The sequence below is a fragment of the Henriciella aquimarina genome (assembly GCF_002088975.1).
Classification (GTDB): Bacteria; Pseudomonadota; Alphaproteobacteria; order Caulobacterales; family Hyphomonadaceae; genus Henriciella; species Henriciella aquimarina.
Window position 1 is genome coordinate 50,683 of record NZ_NCST01000059.1, and the last position, 17,173, is coordinate 67,855.

At 66.0% G+C, this 17,173-nt stretch carries 16 protein-coding genes; 4 read left to right on the top strand and 12 right to left on the bottom strand.

Annotation, left to right across the window (positions count from 1 at the left end; genetic code table 11):
* Positions 1-18: 18 nt before the first annotated feature.
* Complete coding sequence (locus B8784_RS08300; RefSeq protein WP_084397309.1) at positions 19-1,146, top strand: glycosyltransferase family 4 protein; 1,128 nt, start codon at positions 19-21, stop codon at positions 1,144-1,146.
* Here B8784_RS08300 and B8784_RS08305 read toward each other — a convergent pair.
* From B8784_RS08305 to B8784_RS08335, 7 genes are all read right to left on the bottom strand, one after another.
* Entirely contained in the window at positions 1,122-1,358 is a 237-nt protein-coding gene (locus B8784_RS08305) for a DUF1413 domain-containing protein (protein WP_084397311.1), read from the bottom strand. The two genes, B8784_RS08300 and B8784_RS08305, sit on opposite strands and share 25 nt — an antisense overlap.
* Before the next feature lie 46 nt (positions 1,359-1,404).
* A complete protein-coding gene (locus B8784_RS08310) occupies positions 1,405-2,976 on the bottom strand; it encodes an ABC transporter permease/substrate-binding protein (RefSeq protein ID WP_084397314.1) in 1,572 nt (523 codons plus the stop codon).
* Complete coding sequence (locus tag B8784_RS08315; RefSeq protein WP_169712615.1) at positions 2,973-3,743, bottom strand: ATP-binding cassette domain-containing protein; 771 nt, start codon at positions 3,741-3,743, stop codon at positions 2,973-2,975. The genes B8784_RS08310 and B8784_RS08315 overlap by 4 nt, the downstream gene beginning before the upstream one ends.
* An 18-nt stretch (positions 3,744-3,761) precedes the next feature.
* A complete protein-coding gene (locus tag B8784_RS08320) occupies positions 3,762-3,971 on the bottom strand; it encodes a DUF3126 family protein (RefSeq protein WP_084397316.1) in 210 nt (69 codons plus the stop codon).
* Between the two features lie 75 nt (positions 3,972-4,046).
* Complete coding sequence (locus B8784_RS08325) at positions 4,047-4,424, bottom strand: hypothetical protein (RefSeq protein ID WP_084397318.1); 378 nt, start codon at positions 4,422-4,424, stop codon at positions 4,047-4,049.
* Positions 4,425-4,488: 64 nt separating this feature from the next.
* A complete protein-coding gene (gene cysE, locus B8784_RS08330; protein WP_084397320.1) occupies positions 4,489-5,292 on the bottom strand; it encodes a serine O-acetyltransferase in 804 nt (267 codons plus the stop codon).
* 71 nt (positions 5,293-5,363) lie between these two features.
* Positions 5,364-5,972, bottom strand: coding sequence for a PilZ domain-containing protein (locus B8784_RS08335; protein ID WP_233356026.1), 609 nt, complete (start codon positions 5,970-5,972; stop codon positions 5,364-5,366).
* Positions 5,973-6,119: 147 nt separating this feature from the next.
* Between B8784_RS08335 and B8784_RS08340 the strand changes: the two genes are divergently transcribed.
* The gene (locus B8784_RS08340; RefSeq protein ID WP_084397322.1) at positions 6,120-7,763 is read left to right on the top strand and encodes a choline dehydrogenase; all 1,644 of its coding nucleotides are present in this window, start codon (positions 6,120-6,122) and stop codon (positions 7,761-7,763) included.
* Between the two features lie 3 nt (positions 7,764-7,766).
* Here B8784_RS08340 and B8784_RS08345 read toward each other — a convergent pair whose 3' ends face one another.
* Genes B8784_RS08345 through B8784_RS08360 form a run of 4 tightly spaced genes read right to left on the bottom strand, consistent with a single transcriptional unit; the run spans position 7,767 to position 13,317 of the window.
* The gene (locus B8784_RS08345; RefSeq protein ID WP_084397324.1) at positions 7,767-8,300 is read right to left on the bottom strand and encodes a GYF domain-containing protein; all 534 of its coding nucleotides are present in this window, start codon (positions 8,298-8,300) and stop codon (positions 7,767-7,769) included.
* 52 nt (positions 8,301-8,352) lie between these two features.
* Positions 8,353-11,484, bottom strand: a complete 3,132-nt coding sequence (locus B8784_RS08350) for an efflux RND transporter permease subunit (protein WP_084397327.1) — start codon at positions 11,482-11,484, stop codon at positions 8,353-8,355.
* Between the two features lie 15 nt (positions 11,485-11,499).
* Entirely contained in the window at positions 11,500-12,681 is a 1,182-nt protein-coding gene (locus B8784_RS08355; protein WP_084397329.1) for an efflux RND transporter periplasmic adaptor subunit, read from the bottom strand.
* Positions 12,682-12,684: 3 nt separating this feature from the next.
* Positions 12,685-13,317: a TetR/AcrR family transcriptional regulator gene (locus tag B8784_RS08360; protein ID WP_233356027.1), complete on the bottom strand. Its 633-nt coding sequence runs from the start codon at positions 13,315-13,317 to the stop codon at positions 12,685-12,687.
* 230 nt (positions 13,318-13,547) lie between these two features.
* Here B8784_RS08360 and B8784_RS08365 point away from each other — a divergent pair, with 230 nt between their 5' ends.
* Complete coding sequence (locus tag B8784_RS08365) at positions 13,548-14,189, top strand: nitroreductase family protein (protein WP_084397331.1); 642 nt, start codon at positions 13,548-13,550, stop codon at positions 14,187-14,189.
* On the opposite strand, the gene B8784_RS08370 is transcribed toward B8784_RS08365, so the two are convergent.
* Positions 14,186-15,700 carry a class I adenylate-forming enzyme family protein gene (locus B8784_RS08370; RefSeq protein ID WP_084397334.1) on the bottom strand — a complete coding sequence of 505 codons (1,515 nt, stop codon included), beginning with the start codon at positions 15,698-15,700 and terminating at the stop codon, positions 14,186-14,188. The two genes, B8784_RS08365 and B8784_RS08370, sit on opposite strands and share 4 nt — an antisense overlap.
* A 121-nt stretch (positions 15,701-15,821) precedes the next feature.
* Between B8784_RS08370 and B8784_RS08375 the strand changes: the two genes are divergently transcribed.
* Positions 15,822-17,048, top strand: a complete 1,227-nt coding sequence (locus tag B8784_RS08375; RefSeq protein WP_084397336.1) for an MFS transporter — start codon at positions 15,822-15,824, stop codon at positions 17,046-17,048.
* Positions 17,049-17,173 lie beyond the last annotated feature (125 nt).

Genomic DNA, 17,173 nt, shown 5'->3' on the forward strand with positions numbered 1-17,173 from the left:
AATGCGAGCCTTTCGCCGATGATCGTCGTGAACGGCAAATTCCTGAGTGGCGGCGAGACGGGTGTGCACCGTGTCGCCCACCACATCCTGTCCGAACTCGATGCCATCCGGAAGGAAAGACAGGCCGCCGAAGAGACGGTCGCTGACGCCAAAATCCTCTGCTCACGCATGTTCCATGGCGAGCGCCCGCTGGAAAGCTTCGACTATGAAGTCTCGAAATTCCTGGTCTGGCAGCTCTGGGAACAGATCGAGCTGCCGCTGTCGCTGAAGAAGGACGACCTTCTTCTCAGCCTCTGCAATCTCGCCCCGGTCACGCGCCACCGCGCGATCACGATGATCCACGATGCGCAGGTCTTCCTGAGTGCGGAATCCTACAATCCGCTCTTCGCGCACTGGTACCAGTTCGCCTACCGGCAGATGGGCAAGCGCCAGCAGCACCTGCTGACTGTGTCGGACTTTTCCCGCCAGCAACTGGTGTCGGTCGGCATTGCCCCGGCCGAAAAGATCACCGTCGTCCCCAACGGGGTCGATCACCTCGCCCAGATCGAGGCTGAGACCGGCGTTCTGGAAAGGCTCGGCCTGGCACCCCAGGGCTACTGCCTCGCGCTCGCCAACACCCAGGCGCACAAGAATATCGGCCTGCTGCTGGAGGCTTTCCACGATCCGCGCCTGGCTGACACCCGGCTTGTCCTGTTTGGCACAGCGACGGCCGAGGACTTCGCCATGGCCGGCCACCCGCCGCCGCCAAACACCGTCTTTGCGGGCCGCGTCAGCGACGGCGCGCTGAAAACGCTGATGATGCAGGCCGGCGCGCTTCTCTTCCCGTCGCTGACGGAAGGCTTCGGCCTGCCGCCGCTGGAAGCCATGTATCTCGGCTGCCCGACCATTGTGAGCCCGTGCGGCGCCCTGCCCGAGATCTGCGGAGACGCCGCCCTCACCATCGCGCCGGACGATGTCAGCGGCTGGGCCGACGCCATTATCTCGCTCCTCGGCGACAGCACGCTTCGCGCAGATCATGTCGCGCGCGGGCACAGGCAAGCGGCCAAATACACCTGGCGGAAGGCCGCCGAGATCGTCGACCGCGTCATCGCCGAGCATCTGCCCGTTTCAGCCGGGGAACGCTACGTCCCGGAACCGGACCAGTAATAGACCCGGCCACCGCCTTTCTTCTGGCCGGTATCCTCCACGCCGGGGAACTTGCCCGCGCGCACCGCTTCCATGAAGGCGCGCCCGGTCTTTACCTTGTCGCCGATATAAAGCTCATCCCAGCCCGGTCCGTAGACGGGCGGAAAATGAAACTCACCTTCGTCGAGCTGTTCGATCCGTTTTTGCAGGCGGCTGATTTCTGTTTCGTCCATGATCAATTCAACAAACCTCCCCGCGCCCGGGTTTCCCAAAGCCCTGTTATGGCTGCACGTCCGGGCCATCGGCAAAGACCTGACCATAGAGCCAGGCGCCCGCCTCCGCGACACTGTCGCGCTCAAGATCCACCCTGGAATTCGCCGCGCGCATCAACTCCGTGCCGATCGCGCCCTGCAACGGCTCGAGCGCATTGAGCAGCGCGGTGTTCTCGCCCGCCTCCGGCGAGACCAGCAGGAAGGCGTCATAGGGCGGCAGGACGGATAGCTCATCCTCAAGCAGCACCAGGTCGAAAGCATCGATCCGGCCATCGGTCGTATAGGCGGTGACGAGCCCCACCTCGCCGGTCTTCACCGCATCGTACATGAAGGCCGAATCCATGCTGCGCGGCGTCAGCGATTGCAAGCCATAGGCGTCGCGCGTGCGCGTCCACTCCGCCCGGCCGAAGAATTCCGGGTCGCTGGCAATGGAAAGGTCGAGCCCCGACAGGTCCGAGATTGTCTCAAGATCGTAGTCTGCGGCTGTCTCCCGGCTGGTCGCAAAGGCATAGGCATTCTCGAAACCGAGCTTGCCAGACGCGAGCACGCCGCGCTCATTCATCAGCCAGGCGGTCACTTTCGCATACATGGCCGAGCGCTGGGCCGGCTCGTCGCGCTTCATCAGCGACGCCCAGATCGTGCCGGTATAATCGACATAGACGTCGATCGACCCGTTCGCCAGCGCATCGAAGGCGACCGTCGTGCCGAGCCCGTCGCGGATCTCGACACGCGCGCCCTTGGCTTCGAGTGTGCGCTTAAGCAGGTCGGCCAGGATGTATTGCTCGGTAAAGCCTTTCGAGCCGACCACAATCGTCTGGCCGTCGAGAGAGGTCGCCGCCGCCGGCCGCTCGACATCGCCCGCCCCGCTCGCCGCGCTGCCTCGGCTGGCAAACACGCTCAGCGCCGGGACGAGAATGAGGACGAGCCCCGCCAGGCCCGCGATGGCATGGCCGCGCGCCCGCTTCTGGGCGGACTTCTCGAACTGGGCGATGACCTGGTCAAGCGCGAGCGCCAGCGCCGCCGAGACGAGACAGCCGAACAGCACCGCCGCCCAGTTGCGGGTCTGCAGGCCCTGGAAGATGTAATTGCCGAGGCTGCGCGCCCCGACCGGTGTCGACAGCGTCGCGGTGCCGACGACCCAGGCCGAGGCGGTGCGCAACCCCGCCACGATGACGGGCGCAGCCAGCGGCATGTCGACCTCGCGCAGGCGCTGGTTTGCGGTCATGCCCACCGCCAGCGCGGCTTCGCGGACATCGCGGTCGACCCCCTGAAGCCCGACAATCGTGTTCCGCAAGATGGGCAGGATGGAATAGAGCGAGAGCGCGGCAAAGGCCGGCCAGAAGCCGATCATCCCGCCCATCAGCGGCACCATCAGGGCGAGCAGCGCGAGCCCAGGAATGGTCTGCACGACACTCGCCGTCGCAAGCGCCGGCCCGGCCAGCGCCTGCCGGCGCGCCGAGACGATGCCGAGCGGCACCGAAATGACGAGCCCCATCAGCAGCGCACCGAGGGCGAGCCTCAGATGCCCGGCATAGTGGCCTGGAAAGACAGCCCATTCCTCGGCGAAGAGCCCGCTCACGCCCCCGCCTCCCGGAAAGCCTTGCCGACAGTCGCCGCCATCTGGCGCGGGGCGGCCAGCAGGTCCTCGACCGCCGGGGTGGCCGGCGCGGTAATCAGCTCATTGGCCGTGCCGGTCTGCACGATCTGACCGCCATCCATGACGGCGATGCGGTCGGCCAGCCGGAGCGCTTCGGAAAAATCGTGCGTGACGAGGACGGCGGCAAAGCCGAGCTCTTCACGCATGCGGGCAATGTCGGCGATGAGGCCGTCCTTGGTCAGCGGGTCGAGCGCGGCAAACGGCTCGTCCATCAGCACGATGTCCGGCTCACCCGCCAGCGCGCGGGCGAGGCCCACCCGCTGGCGCTGACCGCCGGACAATTCGCCCGGATAGCGGCCAGCATAGTCGCGCGCCGGCAGCCCGACCATGTCGAGCAGCGCTTCGAGCTTGGCCTGCTGGCGCGCGGTTTCCCAGCCGAGCAGCTTCGGGGTGACGAGGACGTTCTCGGCCACCGTCTTGTGCGGGAACAGCCCGGCATTCTGGATCACGAAGCCGATACGCCGGCGCCATTCATGGCCGGGCATGTCGTGCGCGCGCACGCCGCCCAGCGTGACCGTGCCCTCATCGGGCTCGATCAGCCGGTTCAGCATTTTCAGCGTGGTGGTCTTGCCGCAGCCGGAATGGCCGATCAGGGCGAGGGTCTCGCCGGGTGCGAGCGCAAAGCTCACATGATCGACCGCCAGCGTGCCGGCAAAGGATTTGGTCAGCCGGTCAGCCTTCAGCAGCATGACGGCGCCCCGGCCATATCAGCCCTTGATGTCCTCACCCAGCACCGTCATCTGGAACTGGTAGGCCACCTCGCCTTCATCGACATCCTTGTAGATCACGGCAATGAACTCCGCGCCGAGATAGACCTCGACGGAATCGTCGGTCTGGGTGCGGGCGACCAGCCGGATACCCGGATTGATCTTCTCTTTCAGATACGCTTCGAGGCGTAGCGTCTCTTCCTTTTCCATGGGGAACTCCTGTCATTAACGCGACCGGGCTTAAGCCAATTGTTCACGGGCTTAAATGCCGGCGCCTGTTTTTTCTCAGTTCTCATAATAGGTCGGCGGCACACCGGCGACCGGCTGGGGCGTCTCCTTCCCGGGCTTGTCCTCGGGCGGATTGGCCAGCCGCCACATCAGCGCCGTCACCCAGAAGAGAAATTCGATCACCGCCCGCGCGATCAGCGTCATGATGATGCCGAAAATGGTGTTCTCATTGACCAGCGTGCGGAACAGGAACTTGCCGCGCTCGTCCATGTTCGGGTCGCGGATCTGGCCCTCGATCCAGTTGGTGAAGTCCGACATCCGGTTCAGCAAGTCCGGGAAGAAGGCAAACCCCAGCAGCATCAGGATGATCACCATGAAGAAGGTCGCGACGATCTTCGAGGAGACCAGCGTAAATCCACCCAGCAGTTTAAGCATGCACGTGTCCCCGTCCGTTCAGACAGGAGACACTAGGGCAATGACCGGATCGGGCAAAGCCCGTCTATTTCGCGTCGGGAATGGTCTGGTCCATGCTGCGGGCCGGCTGGCTGGCCTCGCCGCCCACGATCCGTGCCGGCACGCCGGCCACGGTGGTATGCGCGGCGACATCCTTCAGCACCACACTGCCGGCGGCGATCTTGGCTTCGTCGCCGACCGTGATGTTGCCGAGCACTTTCGCGCCGACGGACACCAGCACGCCCTTGCCGATCTTGGGGTGGCGGTCGCCGACCTCCTTGCCGGTCCCGCCCAGGGTGACGCCCTGCAGGATCGAACAGCCATCGCCGACCACGGCCGTCTCGCCGATGGTGATGCCGGAGGCATGGTCGAGCATGACGCCCTTGCCCATGCGCACGGCCGGGTGGATGTCGACGCCGAACAGTTCGCTCGCGCGCGACTGGAAGTGGAAGGCCAGCGTCTCGCGGCCCTCGCGCCATAGCCGGTTGGCCACGCGGTGGGTCTGCAGGGCGAGAAAGCCCTTGAAGAAGAGGAAAGGCTGCAACATGCCGCGGCAGGCCGGGTCACGCTCGAGCACGGCCTGCATGTCCAGCTCGGCGGCTTCGACGATGGCCGGCTCATGCTCATAGATGCACGCGAAGATGTGGCGGATCTGCTGGGCGCCCATTTCCCGGCTGGCGAGCTTTTCAGCGAGATGGAAGCTCAGCGCCTGACAGATCGTGTCGTGCGAAAGAATGGCCGCATCGATATAACTGGCCAGCGCCGGCTCGTCGGCGGCGGCGGCGCGGGCTTCGAAAGCCAGGCGTTTCCAGGGCGGCGGCGGGGCGCCGATGTCGGGATTTTCGACCATTTGGGGAGGGCTCTCCTCGTCGCGGACGATTTGAGATGGCGAGATTGGCGGCGGGCTTCAAGTCTGCCCTGCTATTTTCCCACCCTCTCCCCTTTATGGATATAGCGGATGGCGAAGCCGTTCTGCATGGTCCGCACAACCTCACCCGTGAGATTGCCGACCGTGACCGTCTCGCCCACGGGCGGGGCCGGGCCATCGGCCTCGAAGGCGGCCCCGGAGAGCGAGATATCGATGGTGCGGCACTGGATGACGCGCCCGTTGGAGCGGGCCACCATGGCAGGCCCACCGCCGGCATAGCGGGGCGCCTCGCGCTCATCGTCGAGTCCGAGCTGCTTGTAATTGCTCAGCCAGGTCAACCGGTCGGCAAGCTTGTCGCGCTTGCGGGCGGTGACGAGAAATTTCACGGCGAAACCCTGCTCGGTCTGGCGCACGACTTCGGCTTCCAGCCGGCCCAGATCGTCGAGATAACAGATCAGCTTCGACTGCATGTCCGGCTTGATGCGCGAGATCAGCTCCGCCCCGCCACAGGAAATATTGCGTGTCAGCAGCCCGTGATCGTCGGCTCCCTCACTGAGGAAACGGCCATTCAGCGAGAGGTCCACGCGCACATTGGCGCGGCGGTCCTTGCGCAGGTCGACCCGGCTCAGCGGCTGAATTCTGGGCTTGGGCTTGGCTTCCACGACGCACTCCCCTGTGAGCCACCTCCACTGTCATCCGGAGGCACGAACCCTGAACGCTAGGTCACAGTCCTTCATAAATGGTTGAAGGATTATGCAAACCTGACACTATCGTCATGAAAAATTAACGAGGGAAGGACATCCGCCGTCATGAGCCAACCGCAAAGCTATGACTATATCATTGTCGGCGCCGGCAGCGCAGGCTGTGTGCTCGCCAACCGTCTGAGCCTTGATCCGACAATCACGGTCTGCCTGATCGAGGCCGGCGGCAAGGACAAGAGCTTGATGGTGCGCATGCCCGCCGGGGTCGGCAATCTGATCAAGGAAGAGAACCCGCACAATTGGGGTTTCTACACCACGCCGCAAAAGCACATGAACGACCGCAAGCTGTGGTGGCCGCGCGGCAAGGGCTGGGGCGGGTCCTCCTCCATCAACGGCATGGTCTATATTCGCGGCCACGCGCGCGACTATGACCAGTGGCGCCAGTCCGGCCTGACCGGCTGGGGCTATAGCGACATCCTCCCCTATTTCCGCCGCTCGGAAGGCTATCGCGGCGAGGAGTCCACCTATCACGGCACCGAAGGCCCGCTGGCGGTGGAGGAAAGCCCGCTCGATTCAGCCGCCTATGAGGCCTTCATCAAGAGTGGCGAGCAAGCCGGCTTCCCGCGCACCGAAGACTTCAACGGCGCCCAGCAGGAAGGGATCGGCCCCTATCAACGCACCATCAATGACGGCGAGCGCTGGAGCACCTCCTTTGCCTTCCTGCGCCCCATCATGAAGGAGCGCGCCAATCTGACCGTCATGTCGACCGCGCTTGTCAGCCGCGTCGTCTTCCGCGGCGGGCGCGCGCACGGGGTCGAGACCGTTCCGGCGCGCGGCGCCGAGGCGCAAGTGGTCAAGGCGAACAAGGAGGTCATCCTCTGCGCGGGCGCCGTCCAGTCGCCGCAAATCCTCATGCTGTCGGGCATCGGCCCGGCCGAAGAGCTGCGCAAGCATGGCATCTCGCCCATCGCCGACCGGCCCGAGATCGGCCGCAACCTGCAGGACCATCTCGACGTCACCGTCGTTCACAAGATGACCCAGAAGCTCTCGGCCTATTCCCAGCAGGCCGGGCTGAAGAAGATCGGCGTCGGCCTGAATTACCTCTTCCGCAAGCAGGGCCCCGGACGGGACAATTTCCTGCAGGCGGGCGCCTTCCTGAAGTCGCGCGAGGGCCTCGACCGGCCGGACCTGCAGCTGCACTATGTCAACGCCATCATGATCGAGCATGGCCGACAGGAGTTCAAATCCGACGGCTTCACCATCCATGCCTGCCAGTTGCGGCCCGAAAGCCGGGGCACCGTGACGCTCGCCAGCGGCGATCCGTTCGACCATCCGCTGATCGACCCGAACTATCTCGCCACCGAGGAAGACCGCCGCGCCATTCGCGAAGGCGTGAAGATCTGCCGCGACATTGCCGGCCAGGACGCCTTCGCCCCGATGCGCGGCGATGAAATCCTGCCCGGCGAGAAGGTGAAGAGCGATGAGGAGATCGACGCCTTTGTCCGCGAGACCGGCGAGACGATCTATCACCCGGTCGGCACGGTGCGCATGGGGATAGACGATGCCGCCCCGCTCGACGGCGACCTGAAGGTCCGCGGCGTCGAGGGTCTGCGCGTGGTCGATGCGTCCGTCATGCCGACGCTGATTGGCGGCAACACCAATGCGCCGACCATCATGATCGCGGAGAAGGCCGCCGACCTGATCCTCGGGCGCCCGGCCCCTGCCCCGACCGAGATCGCCGAGCCGGCCTGATCGTCAGGCGCTGAGGTCGGCGTCCCAGATGCTGCGGATATGGGCGTCGGCCTCGGGGCCGAGATTGACCCAGGCCAGCCGGCCGGTCGAGGCATTGGCGATCATCACCTGCTCCTCGGGGCTGACGACACCGGCCAGCGCCTGGCGCAGGTGCGTCTGGCGCACGCTTGAACGCAGCGCCCAGACGCCCGGCATGACCTGGGCAAACTTGCCCAGCCGGTTGAGCGCGCCCAGCAGCTGGCGTTCGTCGGTTTCGGCGAGGCGCGCAATGACGAGATAGTTCGCCGGCTCTCCGGCCGGTGTCTCCTCCGCCTTGCCATGGGCGGCGAAGAGATCCTTCAACGCCGCAACCTCTCCGGCCGGACCGAAACTGCCGGTCTCCCTGTCGCTCACCTTGGTGTGCGGACCGATCCGGCGTTCGCGCGCAAAGCCCTGCATCTGGCCCAGCGTATAGGGGCCATAGACCGTACCATTGACCTGGACGCGCCATTTCGGCGGGTCGATGTCGGAGAGGTTCAGGGCCGGATCGGTTGTCATGGGCCGACACTCTTCAGATCGGCGGTGATTCTGCAATCGCCGTAGCGCGGCTTCATTCGGCCGGCTGGGCGTTCGGATGGCGCCAGCCGCGTCCGCGCGCCATGCGCCAGAGCCGCCGCATCGGCTTCATCGTCATGATGCGGTAGACGGCCGGGGCGAAGTAAAGCGCCAACAGGGCCGAACCGGCCACGCCGCCGGCCACGGCGGTCGCCAGCGGCAGCCAGAAGACATCGCCCGTCAGAATGATCGGCACGAAGCCGCCCATCGTCGTCAGCGTGGTCGCCACGATATGCCGGGTCGCGCCGACAACCACTTCGCGCTGGGCGATGACATCGTCATTGCGCGCTGCCCGGTCGCCCTGCAACAGCGACAGCACCACGATGGAGCTGTTGATCGAGATGCCGAGCAGGCCGAGTGCGCCGATAATGGCGTTGAAGCCCATGGGCAGGTTGAACATCCACACCCCGCCAAAGGCGAGGCCGACCGACATGCCGCCCGTCAGCAGGATGAGCAGCGCCATGCGGAAGGAGTTGAAGACCAGCGCCACCGCCCCGGTCATGATCAGCACCAGCGGGATCGTCAGCGACATCAGGTTGGCCATGGCGTCCGAACGGCTTTCCGCCTCGCCCGCCACGATGATGTCATAGCCGGGCGGCGGCTCGAAACCGGACGCCTCCAGCGCCGCCTGGAAGTTCGCCATGATCGGCGACGGCAGGGAGTAAGGCTCGGTGAAGCCGTAGATCTGGTTGACGCGGCGCCCGTCGAGGCGCGTGATGACGGCGGTCTGCGGATCGAGCGTGATCTCGCCCAGCGTCGCGATCGGCGCCCCCCCGGCCCCGCCGCGTCCGTTGCCGATCGTCTTGGCCCGCAGGTCCGCCAGTTCGGAACGGCGCGCTTCCGGCGCGATGACGCGCACGGGCACTTCCTCGATCCCTTCCAGGATGGAGCCGGCCGGCACGCCTTCCAGTTCGGCACGCAGATCGTTAGCCAGCTGCACCAGCCGTTCGCCCGACATGGCAGTGGCCGCCTCGTCGGCGCGGATGGTGACCACCGGCGCGCCGAGCTGCAGGCTCGCCTGGGTATAGGTCACGCCCGGCACACCGGCGAGCACCCGCCGCGACTCGTTGCCGAGCGCGTTCAGCGTCTCGAGATTGTTGCCGCGGATGAAGAATTCGATGGGCGCATCCACCGGCGGGCCCTGCTCGAAGGGCAGCGCCAGCACCTGCGCCTCGGGGAACTCCTCGCGCAGCGTGTCCTGGATGTCGCGCACCATGATGCGGGTGGAGAGATTGTCCTTCAGCTGCACCCAGCCGGCCGCAAAGCCCGGCACGCCCTGGGTGTTGTTGAAGGAGTTGTAGTAGACGCGCGGCGCGGCTTCCCCGAGCGTGAAATTGACCATCTCGACATGCGGATAGGTGTAAAGGATCTCGGTCGCGCGCTCGCTCGCCCGGCGGGCCTCGTGGATGGTCGCCGAGGGCGGCAGCGAAATCTCGACCTGGAACTGGTCGCGCTCGGTCTGCGGGAAGAATTGCAGGGGCAGCGAGCCGCCAAGCATGAAACCCGCCACCGTCGGCACCACACCGATCAGCACGCCCAGCAGCGGGTAGCGCAGCACGGTCCCGACCGTCCAGCGATAGCCATCGGTCACCGCATCGATGGAGATGCCGTCGCGCAGCCAGTTCTTCTTCTGGCCGGGCGCGCGCGGGCGGTCGAACCAGCCGCTGAGCGCCGGAATGACGGTCATCGCGATCAGGAAGGACATGCTGACCGAGAAGATCACCGAAGCACCGACCATGCCGATAAACTCGCCCGTCGAGCCCGGCATGAAGGCAATCGGCGCGAAGGCGAGCGCGGTCGTCAGCGTCGAGGCGAAGAGCGGGCCGAACAGCTTGCCGAGCGCGATGTCGATGGCCTCGAGGATGGAGTGGCCGCGCCCTCGCTCCTGATCGTATTCGTCATAGACCACGATGGCATTGTCGATCAGCAGGCCGAGCGAGATGACGAGCCCCGTCACCGACATCTGGTGCAGCGGGAACTGGAAGAAGTTGAACAGGATCAGCACCAGCGCCACGGTCAGCGGCAGCGCCGTGCCGACCACGAAGGCCGCCCGCCAGCCCATCACCAGGAACAGCACCAGGAAGACGATCAGCGCCGAATAGAGCAGGTTCTGCGCCAGCCCGTTCAGCCGCGCCTCGGTATAGACGCTCTGGTCATAGAGGATACGCACATCGATCTCGGCAGGCGAGTTCTCCTCGAATTCGGCGACAAGCGCGCGCGCCGTCTCGGCCCACTGGTCGACGCGTTCATGCGGCTGGATGAAGGCGGCGACCATGACGGAGCGCTTGTTGTCGGTGAAGTTCATCACCGTGGCCGGGTCCTCGATGCCCTTCTGAACCTCGGCGATATCGCCGACCCGCAGCGCGCTGCCATCCTCTCGCTGGACCAGCGGCACCGCCCGGATCCGGGCGATGCTGTCGAACGAGCCGCCAACTTCGAGGCCGACATTCGACTGCTCCCCGCGCACCTGTCCGGCCGGCACCTTGGCATCGGCCGCCGCGATCAGCCGGGCGGCATCGGGCATGGAGAGCCCGGCGGCCGCCAGCGCTTCCGGATCGATGACGACGCGCACCTCCTCCTCCGGCAGGCCGAAAGTCTGGGTTTCTTCCGTGCCGGCCAGGTTCTGGAAGCGGTCGGACAGGTTCCGGGCATAGCGCGTCATCACGGCGAGTTCCGGTTCGCCCTCGCCTTCCCAGACAAGCCCGACCAGCAGGGTCGACGCGCCGATATAGAGCCGGCGCACATCCGGCGTGCTTGCCGTGTCTGGCAGGTCGGACCGCGCCTTGTCGACCTGCCCCCGGATCAGCGTCCAGGCATCGTCGACTTCGGCTTCGCTCAGGCTCTCATCGATGCGCAGCGAAATCTGCGAGACATTGGCGCGCGAGACCGACTGGATCTCCTCGACTTCCGGCAATTCCATGATGGCCGACTCGATCGGGTCGGTGACGGTCGCCTCGACACGCTCGGCATCGGCACCGGGCAGTGTCGTCAGCACATAGCCATAGCGCTCCACCAGGGTCGGGTCTTCCTGGCGGCCCAGCGTCAGGATGGAGCCGAGCCCCCCGGCAATCGCGACCAGCACGAACAGGATGGTCAGGCGCGGCAGTCTGTAGAAGAGCGTTCGCATGGCCCCCTCCTGCCCCTAGCCGTCGTTCTGCGCCGTCGTCGTCGGGTCGAGCTTCGGCAGCACGGGCTGTCCGGGCGTGATCCGCTGCAGGCCGTCGAGAATGATCCGGTCGCCGTCGGAGACCGCGCCGCGGACATAGGCGCGCTCGCCCTCGCTCTGGATGATCTCGACCAGCCCGGGACGCGCGACCCAGTCCCCCTCCTCGCGCTTGGCGATATAGAGTGACCAGAGCCCGCGCTGGCCTTCCGACAGGGCGCTGACCGGCACCCATAGCCCCGGCTCGGACACGTTGCGCTGCATCTGCAGGCGCACCACCGCACCGGTCGAGACCTGATCGGGCGCATCGATGTCGAAGACGCTGGTGACCGTGCGCTGGCCGGCTTCGATGACACCGGTGACCGAACGCAGCGTCGCCTCGACCGGGCCCTTGTCGCCGACAAGCGTATAGGTCTCGCCGGTCTCCAGCTCGGCGGCTAGGCTCGCCGGCAGGCCGATCCGCGCTTCAAGCGCACTCGTTTCGACAAGCTCGAAGACCGGGGCGCCCGGCCCGGCAATCGCGCCTTCATCGAACAGTCTCTCGGTGATGACCCCGTCATAGGGGGCCGTCAGGCGGGCAAGGTCGATCTGGACACGCAGGGTCTCGGCCTGCGCCCGGGCCGCATCGATGCGCGCCTGCGCCGTCGAGGCCTGGGCAGCCGCCTCATCCACACGCTGCTGGGCGACATGGCCCTTGTCGAGCAGGGCCTGCTGGCGCTCGACCGTCGACATGGCGAGCGAATGGCTCGCCACCGCCTCGGCCACCTGCGCTTCGGCCGAAACCAGCTGCGAGCGAAGCGCGCGGGTATCGAGCACGGCAAGGGTCGCGCCAGCCGTGACCCGGTCACCGACATTGGCGTTCATCGTTTCGATGCGCCCACCCGTGGTGAAGCCGAGTGCCCCGCTGCGGCGCGCGCGCACCAGCCCGGTAAAGCGCTCATCGAGATCGAGCGAGGTCTGCAGCTTGGCCTGCATGACATCGACGCTGAGCGGGGCTGGCGCTTCGGCGGGCACCAGCGGGCCTTCACTGGAGCGCTGCGACAGGACGAAGGCGGCCAGACCGGCAATTGCAATCGCGATCACCAGCAGGAAGAGCAGTCCCTTGGCAAAGCTCGGCCGGGGCTCACGCCCGGCTGTCGCCTGATGATCGGACCCAGACATGGCCTAGCCCCTCCCCGGTGTGTCTGCCCGGCCCGGCGCCCGTTCGAGGCTGCGGATAACGAGGTCGGCATGGAAATCGATGAAGGCGTCCCGGCTCATCCCGCTCGGCATGGTCAGCAAGTCCGGAAACGCTTCAAAATGGGCAAACATCATCGCCAGGCCGTGCAGCGAGGCCCAGACCGATTTCGCCGTATCGGAGGGGGGGAGGTCCGGCCGGAAATGGCCCGTCTCGATGCCTTCGGTGACGATGCCGGTCAGCACGGCAAAGGCTTTGACGCGGTTGGAATCGGCCATCTCCGCGAGCTTCTCCGGAGACCGGTCCGTTATGGATTCCCCGGCAAAGGCAGCGGCATAATGGTGCGGCTTCTCCAGCGCCTTGCAGACATAGCCGGCCAGGCAATGACGCGCGCGGACGGGAAACGGCTCGCTCTTGTCGACGATATTGTGGACGCTCTGCAGGATGCGCCCGAAAAAGGCTTCCTTGAGGATGTCGACCAGTTCGTCCTTGGAGCCGAAATACTTGTAGATCGCCGCCGGGGAATAATCGATCTCGTCGGCAATCCGGCGGATCGAGAGCCCGGCTTCGCCCTCATCGGCGAAGACTCGTTCGGCCGCATCCAGAATGGCTTCGCGCACGCGCAGGCGGCGGCGTTCGGCAGGCGTGAGACACTGTCTTCCATGGGTGAGGGCTCCCGGACGGTTCGCGACATATAGCCCGAAACAGCCAAAAAGAAAAGGGTGTTCATTTTGTGAACACCGTTCACTTTGATGTCGTCCGGGCCCGCTGCAACAGGCGCAACAGGTCCCGGACGGGCAATGCCAGATTGATGCTATGATTTCCGCGCAGGGTTTCCTATTTAGCGGCCATGACCGAGATCTTTCCGCCCGCCCCGCCCGTCGGCACACCGATGCTGCCCGTCCGCCCCTCCAGCGAAGTCAGGAAATTCCTGTCGCTGAGACGCTCGGCCAACAAGATCGCGCTCGCCGAGCCGGGCCCGACGCCGGAGCAGCTCGACCACATCCTCGACGCCGCCACCCGCGTGCCGGACCATCGCCGGCTGGCGCCCTGGCGCTTCATCATCCTCGAGGGCGAGGCCCGCAAGGCGTTCGGCGAGGCCGCCGCCCGGGTCCAGCAGGAGGAAGCGCCCAATGCCAGCGAGGATGCCATCGAGAACACGAAGAAGCTGCCGCTGCGCGCACCGACCGTGATCGCGGTCATCTCCAGCCCGAAGGACGACAACAAGACACCCGTCTGGGAGCAGGAACTGTCGGCCGGCGCGCTCTGCTACAACCTGCTGCTGACCGCCAATGCCGCCGGCTGGGCCGGCTGCTGGCTGAGTGAGTGGATCACCTTTTCCGACGGGATCAACAAGCTGCTCGGCCTCGACCACCTCGAACGCGTCGCCGGCTTCATCTATCTCGGCACCTCCACCATGGACCCGCAGGAACGCGCCCGCCCCGAAACGGCCAGCCTGATCAGCCGCTGGACGGGCGAGGCCGACAGCTAGGCATTGAGCTCGTCGCGCACGGCCTTGCGGTTGATCTTGCCGACGGCGGTCTTCGGCACGGCATCGATGAAGACGATGCCGCGCGGCTTCTTGTAGGAGGCGACGCGCTCGGCGACGAAGGCGATGAGCTCGTCGGCCCCGGCCCGCGCGCCCTCCTTCAGCGTCACAGCCGCGGTGACGGCCTCCACCCATTTCGCATCCTTCACGCCGACCACCGCGCACTCGGCCACCGCCGGATGCGCCATCAGCACGTCCTCGATCTCGCGCGGATAGACATTGTAGCCGCCGGTGATGATCATGTCGGAGGTGCGGTCCTTCAGGTGCAGCAGGCCGCGGTCGTCGAACTGGCCGACATCGCGCGTGCGCAGCCAGCCATCCTCGAGAAACATCTCATCGTTGAGCGCTTGCGCGTTGAAATAACCGAGCATTCTTGAGGGCGCGCGCACCGCGATCTCGCCCATCTCGCCCTCGGCCACATCCGCCCCGCTTTCGTCGACGAGCCGGATACCGACATCGATGGACGGGCGCCCGCACGCGCCGAGCGCCTCGCCATGATGGTCCTCGGGCCGCAGCACGGCGACTGCGAGCGGGCATTCGGTCTGGCCGTAATACTGCCAGAAGCGATGCTGGCCCCAGGCGGCCATCGCCCGCTCGATCACCGGGCGCGGCATCGGCGAGGCCCCATAGATCACCTGGCGCAGTTTCGACTGGCCAATGTCCTCGAAGCCCGGCTGGTCGAGCAACATCTGCAGCATGGTCGGCACGAGATTGATCGCGGTGACGTCATGCGCCTCGATCAACTCCAGATAGGCGGCCGGATCGAAGTGGCTCATGATCACCGTCTTGCCCCCGCGCAGCCAGAAGGGCAGCACGAACACCCCGCTCGCATGGATCAGCGAAGCCGCGTGCAGCATGGTGTCGTCCGGCTGCACATTGATGAGATTGAGCAGCACATTCCGGCAGATCGCGGCATAGGACGCCTGGGTGTGCTGGGCGGCCTTCAGCGTGCCGGTCGTACCCGAGGTAAAGAGCGTGAGGACGACATCGTCATCGGCCACGGCAATGCCCGGATCGGCATCGCTCGCCGCCGCGGCCTCGGTGAGCAGCCCCGTCGTGCCATCGCCCAGCGGGATGCACTCCAGATCCGGCACAGCCTCTTCCAGCGCCCGGGCGGGGCCTTCCAGGTCCGGCCCGTAGACCAGCCGCCGGCACTCGGTATCGCCCAGCATCTGCGCATGCTCTTTCACCGACAGGCGCGCATTCAGCGGCACGCGGTTGATGCCGGCCTTGGCGCAGGCGAAGTCCACCGGCACGCTGAACAGGCCATTGTTGAGCAGCAGGCCGACCCGCTCGCCCCGCCGGATCCCGCGCGAGACGAAAGCATTGGCGAGCTGGTTGCTGAGCTTGCGGACCTGCCGGAAAGTCAGCGTCTGGTCATTGAAGACGATCGCCGTCGCATCCGGCGCGGCGAGGCCGCCGCGATTGATCAGGTCCACATAATTCGTCGTCACAGGGTGCCTCCGCTTTCTGGTCTGTCCGGTTCACCGGTGCCTTTGCGATTTTGCTATCCTGTAAGCGAGACATGCGCAAACACCCCTTCCGCCGCACCCCGATTAGGTCCATGAGGGGCGGATGCTCTCTTTTCTCCGCACGAATATCCGCTGGATTGCGGGCGGCTTCCTGCTGACCTTCTTCTCGTCCTTCGGGCAGACCTTCTTCATCGGGGTCTCCGGCGGCGAGTTGCGCGAGAAATTCTCGCTCACCGACGGCGAGTTCGGGCTGACCTACATGATCGCGACGCTGGCGAGCGCGCTGACCCTGCCCTGGCTCGGGCGAACGCTCGACCATATGGCCGGGCGCCGGGTGGTGCAGTTCGTCATCCCGTCGCTGGCGGCCGCCTGCCTGCTGATCGCCTTTGCGCCGAATGTGATCATCGTCGTCCTGGCGCTCTACATGCTGCGCCTGTTCGGACAGGGCATGATGACCCACACCGCGCTGACCGAGACCGGGCGCTGGTTTTCCGCCAATCGCGGACGGGCCACCTCGCTTGTCGTGCCGGGCGTGCAGGCCGGGACCGCGCTCCTGCCGCTCGTCTTCACGCTGCTTGCCGCCGCGCTCGGCTGGCAGACGGCCTGGGGGCTTGCCGCGCTCACCCTGATCGTCTTCGCCCTGCCGGCCATCTCTTTCCTCTGGGCGGTGGAGCGCAGCCCGCAGGCCGATCAGGCGCCCGGCCAGGCAGGCTACACGGCGCGCAACTGGACGGTGCGCGAAGTCCTGAAGGACCCGGTCTTCTACCTCCTGATCGTCTGCGTGCTCGCCCCGCCCTTCATCGGCACGACCATCTTCTTCCACCAGGATTATCTGGTCGAGCTGCGCGGCTATGCCGACTATGCCTTCGCCAGCGCCTTCCCGCTGATGGGCGGCACGACCGTCATCTTCGCGCTGGTCTGCGGCCATCTGATCGACCGGTTCGGGGCCGCGCGCCTCCTGCCCTTTTTCCTGCTGCCGCTGGCGACCGCGAGCGCCGTGACCGCCCTGCTCACTCCGCTCTGGGGGATCTATGCCTTCATGGTGCTGATGGGGATCAGCAACGGCTTCACCCAGACGCTGGTCGGCGCGCTCTGGCCGGAAGTCTATGGCACGAAACACCTCGGTTCGATCCGCTCCGTCGTGGTCGCCTTCATGGTGATGTCGACCTCGCTCGGACCGGGACTGTCCGGCGCACTGATCGATCTCGGCATCGAGCTTCCGGTACAACTTCTCTGGATGGCGGGCTGGTGCCTGGTCGCCTGTCTGGCGCTGGGGCTGATCGCGCCGGTGCTGGTCCGGCGCAAGCTGGCCGGCACGCCAGCCAGCTGAACTTTCGCGCCGGAAGGTGGACAGGCGCGGAATCGGCTGCTAGGTCGCGGCCACTGTTACTTGGGGAGTAGCCGCCGCCTGCGGGCGGATCCTTGCGTCAACATACTTGGTCGAGAGGCCATGGC

Coding starts and splice junctions, on each gene's coding strand:
- B8784_RS08300 (WP_084397309.1), top strand. CDS start 19: ATGATCGTCGTGAACGGCAAATTCCTGAGTGGCGGCGAGACGGGTGTG.
- B8784_RS08305 (WP_084397311.1), bottom strand. CDS start 1,358: ATGGACGAAACAGAAATCAGCCGCCTGCAAAAACGGATCGAACAGCTC.
- B8784_RS08315 (WP_169712615.1), bottom strand. CDS start 3,743: ATGCTGCTGAAGGCTGACCGGCTGACCAAATCCTTTGCCGGCACGCTG.
- B8784_RS08320 (WP_084397316.1), bottom strand. CDS start 3,971: ATGGAAAAGGAAGAGACGCTACGCCTCGAAGCGTATCTGAAAGAGAAG.
- B8784_RS08325 (WP_084397318.1), bottom strand. CDS start 4,424: ATGCTTAAACTGCTGGGTGGATTTACGCTGGTCTCCTCGAAGATCGTC.
- cysE (WP_084397320.1), bottom strand. CDS start 5,292: ATGGTCGAAAATCCCGACATCGGCGCCCCGCCGCCGCCCTGGAAACGC.
- B8784_RS08340 (WP_084397322.1), top strand. CDS start 6,120: ATGAGCCAACCGCAAAGCTATGACTATATCATTGTCGGCGCCGGCAGC.
- B8784_RS08345 (WP_084397324.1), bottom strand. CDS start 8,300: ATGACAACCGATCCGGCCCTGAACCTCTCCGACATCGACCCGCCGAAA.
- B8784_RS08350 (WP_084397327.1), bottom strand. CDS start 11,484: ATGCGAACGCTCTTCTACAGACTGCCGCGCCTGACCATCCTGTTCGTG.
- B8784_RS08355 (WP_084397329.1), bottom strand. CDS start 12,681: ATGTCTGGGTCCGATCATCAGGCGACAGCCGGGCGTGAGCCCCGGCCG.
- B8784_RS08365 (WP_084397331.1), top strand. CDS start 13,548: ATGACCGAGATCTTTCCGCCCGCCCCGCCCGTCGGCACACCGATGCTG.
- B8784_RS08375 (WP_084397336.1), top strand. CDS start 15,822: ATGCTCTCTTTTCTCCGCACGAATATCCGCTGGATTGCGGGCGGCTTC.